Consider the following 9,754-nt stretch of genomic DNA (forward strand, 5'->3'; position numbering starts at 1 on the left):
CGCCATGGCTTCCACGACCGGGCGCGCGGCGCCGCTGGCACCCGCCGAGCGGCGCGAGGCTCTCGTCGACGTCTTCCTCGAGCTCGCCCGGAAGGACGGACGGGTCCCGACGACGAGCGAGATCGCCCGGGCCGCCGGGGTCGCGGAGGGCACGATCTTCCGGGCCTTTCCGAGCAAGGACGCCCTCGAGGCCGACGCGGTCGAGTCCGCCTTCTGTCCGGCTGGTGCGCGACAGGAGTTCCTCGCCATCGACCGTTCGCAGCCCATGCGGGCCCGGCTCGTCGCGTTCGCGGCGATCCTGCAACGGCGGGTCCAGGACGTGATCGGTCTCATGACCGCGCTCGGGCTCACCGAGGCGCCCCACATGGCTCACCACGCGGCGTGCTTCGAGGCGGGACGGCACGTGCGATCGGATCCCGCCCAGGGGTGCGAGCCGCTCGAGGCGGAGCTCTTCCTCCCCGTGCTCGACCTCGTCGACGCCGACGCAGTCACGGTCAGTCCGCACCAGCTGCTCCACCGCATCCGGCTGCTCAGCTTCTCGGGCAGCCACCCCGGCATCGCGCAGGGCGAGCTCCTCACGCCCGAGGAGGTCGTCGACACCATCCTCGACGGGGTGCGCGCCCGTCCGGACTGACGGCGTCGGGCCGAAAAGCGATTGATCCTCACCCCGCGTGAGTCCCTAGCGTCTCTCCCGCGCCACCCCCTCCACCAGCAGCAAGAAAGGCCCCCGATGCTCGTCCGACTGCTTCGGCGCCACCTGCAGCCCTACCGACGCGAGATCACCTTCATCGTGCTGCTGCAGCTCGTCAGCACCCTCGCGTCGCTCTACCTGCCCAGCCTCAACGGCGAGATCATCGACGAGGGCGTGGCCAAGGGCGACACCGACTTCATTCTCAGCCACGGCGTCCTCATGCTCGGGGTGAGCATCGTCCAGATCGGCGCGGCCGTCGGCGCCACCTACCTCGCAGCCCGCACCGCCATGGGGGTGGGACGCGACCTCCGCGCGTCCGTCTTCGACACCGTCATCGACTACTCCGCGCAGGAGGTCGCCAGGTTCGGGGCGCCGACCCTCATCTCGCGCAACACCAACGACGTCACCCAGGTGCAGATGGTCCTCTTCATGGGCTTCGCGATGCTCGTGTCGACGCCGATCATGATGTTCGGCGGCATCATCATGGCGCTCCGGGAGGACGTCGGGCTCTCCTGGCTCGTCGCCGTCGCGGTTCCGCTGCTCGGGCTCGTCGTCGGGCTCGTCATCTCGCGCATGGTGCCGTGGTTCACGCGGATGCAGACCTCGCTCGACGGCGTCAACCGCGTCCTGCGCGAGCAGATCACCGGCATCCGCGTCGTCCGGGCGTTCGTGCGGGAGCAGCACGAGGAGCTCCGGTTCAGCGACGCCAACGCCAACCTCACCGAGGCCGGGCTGCGTGTCGGGCGGCTCATGGCGCTCGTCTTCCCCGTCGTCATGTTCATCTTCAGCATGTCCACGGTCGCCGTCCTGTGGTTCGGCGCCTACCGCGTCGACAGCGGGGCCATGGAGGTCGGTTCCCTCACGGCGTTCCTCGCCTACCTCGTGCAGATCCTCATGGCGGTCATGATGGCCACCTTCATGGCGACGATGATCCCGCGCGCCGCGGTCTCTGCCGGCCGCATCACCGAGGTGCTCGACACGACCTCGTCCATCGAGCAGTCGGTCCAGCCGATCCCGATCCGCGTGCCGCGCGCCGGGGTCGAGTTCGTCGACGTCGAGTTCCGCTACCCCGGCGCAGAGCACGCGGTGCTCCACGACATCACCTTCGAGGCGATGCCCGGCCGGACGACGGCGATCATCGGGTCCACCGGCTCCGGCAAGACGACGCTGCTCGGCCTCGTGCCTCGCCTCTTCGACGTGCGATCCGGTCGGGTCAAGGTCGGCGGCGTCGACGTGCGCGACCTCGACCTCGACGCCCTGTGGGCGAGGATCGGCCTCGTCCCGCAGAAGCCCTACCTCTTCACCGGCACCGTGGCGAGCAACCTGCGCTACGGCAATCCCGAAGCCACCGACGACGAGCTCTGGGATGCCCTGCGGATCAGCCAGGCGGCCGACTTCGTCGAGCGGCTCGGCGGACTCGACACGCCGATCGCCCAGGGCGGCACCAACGTGTCGGGCGGCCAGCGACAACGTCTCGCCATCGCCAGGGCGGTCGTGAAGCGACCCGACATCTACCTCTTCGACGACTCCTTCTCGGCTCTCGACCTGTCGACCGATGCCCGGCTGCGCGCCGCCCTGCGGCCGGTGACCGCGCACTCGACGGTCGTCATCGTCGCCCAGCGCGTGTCGACGATCATCGACGCCGACCACATCGTCGTGCTCGACGACGGCCGCATCGTCGGTCAGGGCACGCATGACGAGCTCCTCGAGACGTGTGAGACCTACCAGGAGATCGCCCTGTCCCAGCGCAGCGCGGAGGAGGTGGCCTGATGGCCGAAGGCGTCAAGACCGCCGAGGAGAAGGCCGCCGAGGCCCGGCGCGGACCGGCCCGCCGGGGAGGGCCACCGCACATGATGATGGGCCAGCCGGCGGAGAAGTCCCTCAACTTCGGGCCGTCGGCGAAACGGCTCCTCGGCCTGCTCCGGCCCGAGCGGGGCAAGGTCATCGCCGTCGTCACGCTCGTCGTCGTGAGCGTCTTCCTCAGCTCGATCGGCCCGAAGATCCTCGGCCGCGCGACGGACCTCATCTTCGGCGGCCTGCTCGGCCGTCAGCTCGCCGAGAACACCCCGCCGGGGACGACGACCGAGCAGGTCATCGCGGGCCTGCGGGCCCGAGGCGAGGAGTCGATGGCCGACATGCTCGAGAAGGCGGGTGTCGTCATCGGCGAGGGCATCGACTTCGGAGCCGTCGGCGAGGTGCTCCTCGTCGTCACCGCGCTCTACGTCGTCTCGTCCCTCCTGCTCTGGGTGCAGGGGTGGGTTCTCCAGGGCGTCCTCGCCCGGACGATGTACCGGCTGCGGCAGGACGTCGAGGCCAAGCTCAACCGCCTCCCGCTGCCCTACTTCGACAAGCAGCCGCGCGGTGAGATCCTCAGCCGGGTCACCAACGACATCGACAACGTGAGCATGTCGCTCCAGCAGACGCTCTCGCAGCTGCTCAACTCGCTGCTCACCGTCATCGCCGTCCTCGCGATGATGTTCTGGATCTCCTGGGTGCTCGCCCTCATCGCCCTGGTGACGATCCCGATCTCGATCGCCGTCACCGGCCTCATCGCGAAGCGCTCGCAGAAGCTCTTCGTCCAGCAGTGGCGCAACACCGGCGAGCTCAACGGGATCATCGAGGAGACCTACACCGGCCACGGGCTCGTCAAGGTCTACGGGCGCCAGAAGGAGACGGAGGCGAACTTCCGGACGAAGAACGACGAGCTCTTCGGTGCCTCGTTCGGGGCGCAGTTCGTCAGCGGCATCATCATGCCGGTCATGATGTTCATCGGGAACCTCAACTACGTCGTCGTCGCTGTCGTCGGCGGTCTCAGGGTGGCCTCCGGGACGATGTCGCTCGGTGACGTCCAGGCCTTCATCCAGTACTCCCGGCAGTTCACGCAGCCGCTGACCCAGGTCGCCTCGATGGCCAACCTGCTCCAGTCCGGGGTCGCGTCGGCGGAGCGGGTCTTCGAGGTGCTCGACGCCGCGGAGCAGGAGCCCGAGATCGAGGTGCCCGACGTCATCGAGAGCCCGCGCGGCGAGGTCGCCTTCGAGGGGGTGTCCTTCTCCTACGACGCGGACCAGCCCCTCATCGAGGACCTCGACCTCGTCGTCCGGCCGGGTCAGACGGTCGCCATCGTCGGGCCGACCGGTGCCGGCAAGACCACCCTCGTCAACCTCATCATGCGGTTCTACGAGCTCGACGGGGGCCGGATCACGCTGGACGGCGTCGACATCCGCGACCTCACGCGCCACGGCCTGCGGTCCCGGATCGGCATGGTGCTCCAGGACACCTGGCTCTTCGCCGGGACGATCCGCGACAACATCGCCTACGGGCGGCCGGACGCCACCGACGAGGAGGTGCTCGAGGCGGCCCGTGCGACCTACGTCGACCGCTTCGTGCACTCGCTGCCGGACGGCTACGACACCGTCCTCGACGACGAGGCGAGCAACATCTCGACCGGGGAGAAGCAGCTCATCACCATCGCCCGGGCCTTCCTCTCCGACCCGGCGCTGCTCATCCTCGACGAGGCGACGAGCTCGGTCGACACCCGCACCGAGCTGCTCGTCCAGCACGCCATGCGGGCGCTGCGGTCCGACCGGACGAGCTTCGTCATCGCGCACCGGCTCTCCACGATCCGGGACGCCGACCTCATCCTCGTCATGGAGCACGGCCGCATCGTCGAGCAGGGGTCGCACGCCGAGCTGCTCGCTCGGGACGGGGCCTACGCGACGCTGTATGCCGCTCAGTTCGCGGGTGCGGCGGCCGACGTGGACGAGGTGGCCGAGGTCTCCGGCCCGCTCGGCTGACCCTGCGACGGGAGGGCTGGGAGTCCGGGGACGTGAGGGGGTTGGCTCAGCGGCATACCGGCTGGGGGTGAACGCGTGGTCGGGGCACCTGCGCGCCGCCGGTAGCCTTGTCCGGTGCCTGACACCACCACGCTCACCGTCCAAGACGCCCTGCTCACCCTGCAGAAGTTCTGGACCGACCGGGGCTGCATGGTCGTCCAGCCCTTCAACACCGAGGTCGGCGCCGGGACGATGAACCCCGCCACGATCCTGCGGGTGCTCGGGCCGGAGCCGTGGCGGGTGGCCTACGTCGAGCCGAGCGTGCGACCCGACGACTCCCGCTACGGCGAGAACCCCAACCGGCTCCAGACGCACACCCAGTTCCAGGTCATCCTCAAGCCCGACCCGGGCAACCCGCAGGAGCTCTACCTCGAGTCGCTCGAGGCGCTCGGCATCGACCTCAGGGCCCACGACGTCCGCTTCGTCGAGGACAACTGGGCGCAGCCGGCGATCGGCGCGTGGGGCCTGGGCTGGGAGGTCTGGCTCGACGGCATGGAGATCACCCAGTTCACCTACTTCCAGCAGGTCGGCGGGCAGAACCTCGACCCGGTCTCGGTGGAGCTCACCTACGGCATCGAGCGCATCATGATGGCGCTCCAGGGGGTCACCCACTTCAGGGACATGGTCTACGCGCCGGGCATCAGCTACGGCGAGGCCTTCGGCCAGACCGAGTTCGAGATGTCGCGCTACTACCTCGACGACGCCGACGTCCAGACCAACCGGGAGCTCTTCGAGCGCTACACGGCCGAGGCGCAGCGGATGGTCGATGCCCGACTCCCCGTCCCCGCGCACACCTACGTCCTCAAGAGCTCGCACGCCTTCAACGTCCTCGACGCCCGCGGCGCCATCTCCACGACGGAGCGGGCGCGGGCGTTCGGCACGATGCGGCGCCTCGCGCGCGAGGTGTCCCGGCTGTGGGTCGAGCGGCGCGAAGAGCTCGGGTTTCCGCTGCTCGATGCCGAGCTGCCGCCGATGGAGGGACGCGCTGTCATGCCGCCTTCGCGGGGGGTGGACTCGCCCCCGGAGGCGTATGCCGCTGAGCTCGCCGGTCTCGCGCCCGACGTCACGCGTCGGCTGGCTGTCGAGATCGGGGTCGAGGAGCTGCCCCCGCACGTCGTCGACCAGGCGATCGAGCAGGTCCGCGCCGGCCTCACCGAGCGGCTCGCCGCGACGCGACTGCCGCACGGGAGGATCGAGGTCCAGGGGACGCCGCGTCGCGTGATCGCGATCGTCGACGCGGTCGGAGCGCACGAGCCGGACGCCGAGACGCTGCGCAAGGGCCCGAAGGTGGCGGCGGCGTTCGGCCCCGACGGCGCGCCGACCAAGGCGGCGGAAGGTTTCGCCCGCGGCCAGAAGGTCGACGTCGCCGAGCTCGTTCGGGCGGACTTCGACGGGGTCGAGCACGTCGCCGTCCGGGTCCAGGAGCAGGGCCGCGGGGTCCTCGAGGTGGTCGGCGCGATCATCGCCGACGTCGTGACCGGCCTGCGCGCCGACAAGAACATGCGCTGGGGGGACCCGCAGCTCGCCTACAGCCGGCCGATCCGCTGGATCCTCGCGCTCTGGGGCGAGACGGTCGTGCCGGTCGAGGTCTCCGGGCTGAGGTCCGGCCGGACGACGTATGGCGAGCGCACCGAGGCCGGCCCGCTCGTCGAGGTCGAGAATGCCGACGTGCTCCTGCCCAAGCTGGCCGAGCGCGACTTCGTCGTCGACCCGGTGGCCCGCCGGGAGAGCGTGGTTCGCCAGGCCCACACCCTCGCCGCGTCGGTCGGCGGCGTCGTGGACGTCGACGCGGAGGCCGGGCTCGTCGACGAGATCACCAACCTCGTCGAGGCGCCGCACGGCATCCTCGGATCGTTCGAGGCCCGCTACCTCGAGCTGCCCGAGCAGATCCTCACGACGGTGATGCGCAAGCACCAGCGCTACCTGCCGGTCCGCGATGCGTCCGGCTCGCTCCTGCCCTACTTCGTCACGATGGCGGGCGGCGACTGCGACGACGACCTCGTCCGTCGCGGCAACGAGAACGTCCTGCGGGCCCGCTACGAGGACGCGGCCTTCTTCTACGCCGCCGACCTCAAGGTGCCGCTCGCGGACCTGCGGGCCGGGATCGCCAAGCTCACCTTCGAGGAGCGCATCGGGTCGATGGGGGACCGGGCCGACCGGATCCGCGACGTCGCGGCCGCGCTCGCCGAGCACGTCTCCCTCGACGCCGCCGAGGGAGAGACGCTGTCCCGGGCGAGCGAGCTGGCGAAGTTCGACCTCGCCTCGCAGATGGTCGTCGAGCTGTCCAGCCTCGCCGGCTACATGGCGCGCGAGTACGCCCTCAAGGCCGGCGAGACTCCGGAGGTGGCGGAGGCGCTCTACGAGATGGAGCAGCCGCGAACGGCCGGCGGGGCGCTGCCCGAGTCCCGACCGGGTGCGCTGCTCGCCCTCGCCGACCGGTTCGACCTGCTCATGGCGATGTTCGCGCTCGGGGCCAAGCCCACGGGGTCGTCCGACCCGTTCGCCCTGCGCCGGGCCGCGCTCGGGGTCATCGGCATCCTCCGCTCGCAGCCGACGCTCTCCGCGATCTCCGTCGAGCGCGGCCTCTCCGCGGCCGCCGACCAGCTGCGTCAGCAGGGTCTCGACGTCACCGTCGAGGCGATCGACACGGCCAGGGAGTTCGTCACCGGCCGGTTCGGACAGCAGCTGCACGACGAAGGAGTGCCATCGGCTCTGGCCACCGCCGTCCAGCCGCTCGCCGCGTCCCCGGGCAAGGCCGAGGCGGTGCTCCGCGACATCGCCACCGTCCGCCGACAGGACGGGTTCGCCGAGCTCGTGGAGGCCACCCAGCGCATCACCCGCATCGTCCCGCACGGCAGCCCAGCGGCATACGACCCCTCGCTCCTGCGGGAGCCTGCGGAGCTCGCGCTGCACGCCAAGGTGGCCGAGCTGCCCGACCTGTCTGCCGGCACGCTGCCCGAGTGGGTTCAGGTCGCGGGGGGAGTCGTCGGCGAGCTGACGACGTTCTTCGACGAGGTGCTCGTCATGGCCGAGGAGCCGGAGCTGAGGTCGGCACGGCTCGGCCTGCTGCAGACGATCGTCGAGCGCGCGCCGCGGGGTATCGACTGGCGCGCCCTGCACTCGGCCCTCGACGCCTGACCTTCACGACGCCACCCTCTTCTCGGCAACACGCCCGGCAGTGCGCAACCCACCACGGAAATTTCACTGGTGAGGTGCGAACCTCCGGGCGTGTTGCCCGTGGTGTCCATGTTCCCCGTGATGTCCAGGGAGAGGCGGCGAGTCAGGGGTCGAGCCGGTGAGCGCCGGGCCCCAGGGCGGCGAGCTCGTCCTGCGGGTTGTTGAGGGCACACGTCGTCAGGCTGAGGCAGCCACAGCCGATGCAGCCGTCGAGACGATCCCGAAGCAGCTCGATGCGGCGGATCTGCTCGTCGAGCCGCGAGCGCCACGCCGCGGACAGCCTCGCCCAGTCCCGCGCCGTGGGCGTCCGGGAGTCGGGCAGGGTCGCCAAGGCGGCTTTGATCTCGTCGAGGGTCAGGCCGACCCGCTGGGCGGCGCGGATGAAGGACACGCGGCGGATCGTCGGCCGCTCGTAGCGGCGCTGGTTGCCGGTGGTGCGCACCGACGAGATGAGGCCGAGCGCCTCCCAGTAGCGCAGGGCCGAGGTGGCGACCCCGGTGCGCTCGGAGACCTGGCCGATCGTCAGCTGGATCGCCATGTCAGCGGATTCTCGCCTCCGGCAGCCGCCGGATGATCTCGTCGACGGTCTCGTCGGGTGTCTGCTGCGAGCTGTCCAGCCACAGGCCGATCTTCGGGGTCTCGGTCCGCACCTTGAGGTCGAAGTCGCTGATCGACCACAGGTCGCCATAGCCGGTCTTGGCGCGCTCGGACTCGCGCCGCATGACGGTCGAGACGTCCGGCGCGAGCATGACGAGGCTGATCGGGGCCTCGAGCTGCTCGAGGAAGGGCTCGAGGCTCGCACCGACGAAGAGGTCCTGGACGACGACGGTGAAGCCCGCTTCGGCGTACATGTTGGCGGTGTGGGCGGTGAGCCGGTGGCGCAACGCGAGCTGGCGCTCGGCCTCCGGATCGCCGTGGGGGGACATGTCGACCCGGCCACTGACGACGACGCGCCGGAACTCGTCGCCGCGCAGGTGCACCGCCCTGCTGAAGCGCTCGGCGAGCAGCTGGGAGACAGTCGACTTGCCGGCAGCCATGACGCCCGTCACGACAATGGTCTGCGGCGTGTCGACGGAGGCCGGGAGGGGGAGCCGATCCGTCACAGGGCACACCCTAAGGGTGCGGACCCCTGACTGTCGCGGTGGTTCACATAGAGTTCAAGTGACCTGCAGGGTGTGGCATTCCCCGTGGCACCTCAGGCGTACGCCTCGACCTCGTCCGGCGTCGCCCTGCGCACGACCACCCGGCTCCACGCGCCGACGTAGAGCCGGTCGTCGTCGCCGAGCTCGGTCTTCGGTCCGACCGCGATCGGGTCGTCCGGAAGCCGCCCCGAGGCCGGGCCGACGAACGTGCCGTTGGAGCTGCCGAGGTCCTCGACGAACCATCGGACCCCGTCCGTCGTCAGCTGCGCGTGTCGCCGACTCACACCGGGGTCCGACGAGAGGTCGATCTCGGGGTGGGTGTTGCGGCTCTGGCTGACCCGGCCGAGGAGGACGCTGCGCGCTCGGATCGGGATGATGATGGGCAGGCCGGGCGAGGGGCAGGGGTCCTCGACCTCCTGGGTCTGGTACCAGTCCGGGTCGACCCAGACCTCGGCGAGCCACTCGAACGCCGTGTCGCTCGGCGCCTGGTGCGCACTCGACGCGGAGGCGGGCGGCCCTTCGGGAGCGCTCGACCCGGGGGCGGGGTCGGCGGCCTTCGCGTCGGCAGCAGTGTCCGTGCCCGCTCCTGCCGCTTCAGCGCCCGCGGTGGCTGCAGCGTCTTCGCCGCCACCTGCGACGCGCGGCATGGCCCCGGTGGTGAAGTCGTAGCCGCAGGCCTCGCAGAACAGCGCGCCGGGCGGGTTCGGCGCCTCGCAGTTCGGGCACTCGAGCGACTCTGGGGTGGCCGTGCCGGACGACTCGGGCGGGGTCGCCGGGCCGAGGTCGAGCGAGGACCTGCCCGCGGATCCCGCCGGAGCGGCACCGAGGGTGGGCGCTGCGACCGGCCCAGCGGCATACGACCCGGTGGCGCCGGGGCGGCTGGCGGCGGGCGCCGCGCCCCCCGACCCGCT

General features: G+C 70.8%; 7 protein-coding genes. 4 read left to right on the forward strand and 3 right to left on the reverse strand.

The features are described 5' to 3' along the window. From LOY02_RS03500 to LOY02_RS03515, 4 genes are all read left to right on the forward strand, one after another. Positions 1-634: helix-turn-helix domain-containing protein (locus tag LOY02_RS03500; RefSeq protein WP_317180942.1), on the forward strand; the 634-nt coding region annotated here is incomplete at its 5' end. 96 nt (positions 635-730) lie between these two features. Beyond that, positions 731-2,461, forward strand: a complete 1,731-nt coding sequence (locus tag LOY02_RS03505) for an ABC transporter ATP-binding protein (RefSeq protein WP_317180943.1) — start codon at positions 731-733, stop codon at positions 2,459-2,461. Next, positions 2,461-4,485, forward strand: a complete 2,025-nt coding sequence (locus LOY02_RS03510) for an ABC transporter ATP-binding protein (protein ID WP_317180944.1) — start codon at positions 2,461-2,463, stop codon at positions 4,483-4,485. Before LOY02_RS03505 ends, LOY02_RS03510 begins: the two co-directional genes overlap by 1 nt. A gap of 114 nt (positions 4,486-4,599) precedes the next feature. Then, positions 4,600-7,662 (forward strand): glycine--tRNA ligase, encoded by a 3,063-nt coding sequence (locus LOY02_RS03515; RefSeq protein ID WP_317180945.1) that lies wholly within the window; start codon positions 4,600-4,602, stop codon positions 7,660-7,662. A 142-nt stretch (positions 7,663-7,804) separates the two neighbouring features. On the opposite strand, the gene soxR is transcribed toward LOY02_RS03515, so the two are convergent. From soxR to LOY02_RS03530, 3 genes are all read right to left on the reverse strand, one after another. After that, positions 7,805-8,239, reverse strand: coding sequence for a redox-sensitive transcriptional activator SoxR (gene soxR, locus LOY02_RS03520; protein WP_317180946.1), 435 nt, complete (start codon positions 8,237-8,239; stop codon positions 7,805-7,807). A 1-nt stretch (position 8,240) separates the two neighbouring features. Beyond that, entirely contained in the window at positions 8,241-8,804 is a 564-nt protein-coding gene (locus LOY02_RS03525) for an AAA family ATPase (protein WP_317180947.1), read from the reverse strand. Positions 8,805-8,896: 92 nt separating this feature from the next. Further along, the coding region (locus LOY02_RS03530; protein WP_317180948.1) for an FHA domain-containing protein at positions 8,897-9,754 on the reverse strand (858 nt) is incomplete at its 5' end.

Origin of the sequence: Intrasporangium sp., from assembly GCF_032907665.1 — a bacterium.
Lineage (GTDB): Bacteria > Actinomycetota > Actinomycetes > Actinomycetales > Dermatophilaceae > Intrasporangium.

Coding starts and splice junctions, on each gene's coding strand:
- LOY02_RS03510 (WP_317180944.1), top strand. CDS start 2,461: ATGGCCGAAGGCGTCAAGACCGCCGAGGAGAAGGCCGCCGAGGCCCGG.
- LOY02_RS03505 (WP_317180943.1), top strand. CDS start 731: ATGCTCGTCCGACTGCTTCGGCGCCACCTGCAGCCCTACCGACGCGAG.
- soxR (WP_317180946.1), bottom strand. CDS start 8,239: ATGGCGATCCAGCTGACGATCGGCCAGGTCTCCGAGCGCACCGGGGTC.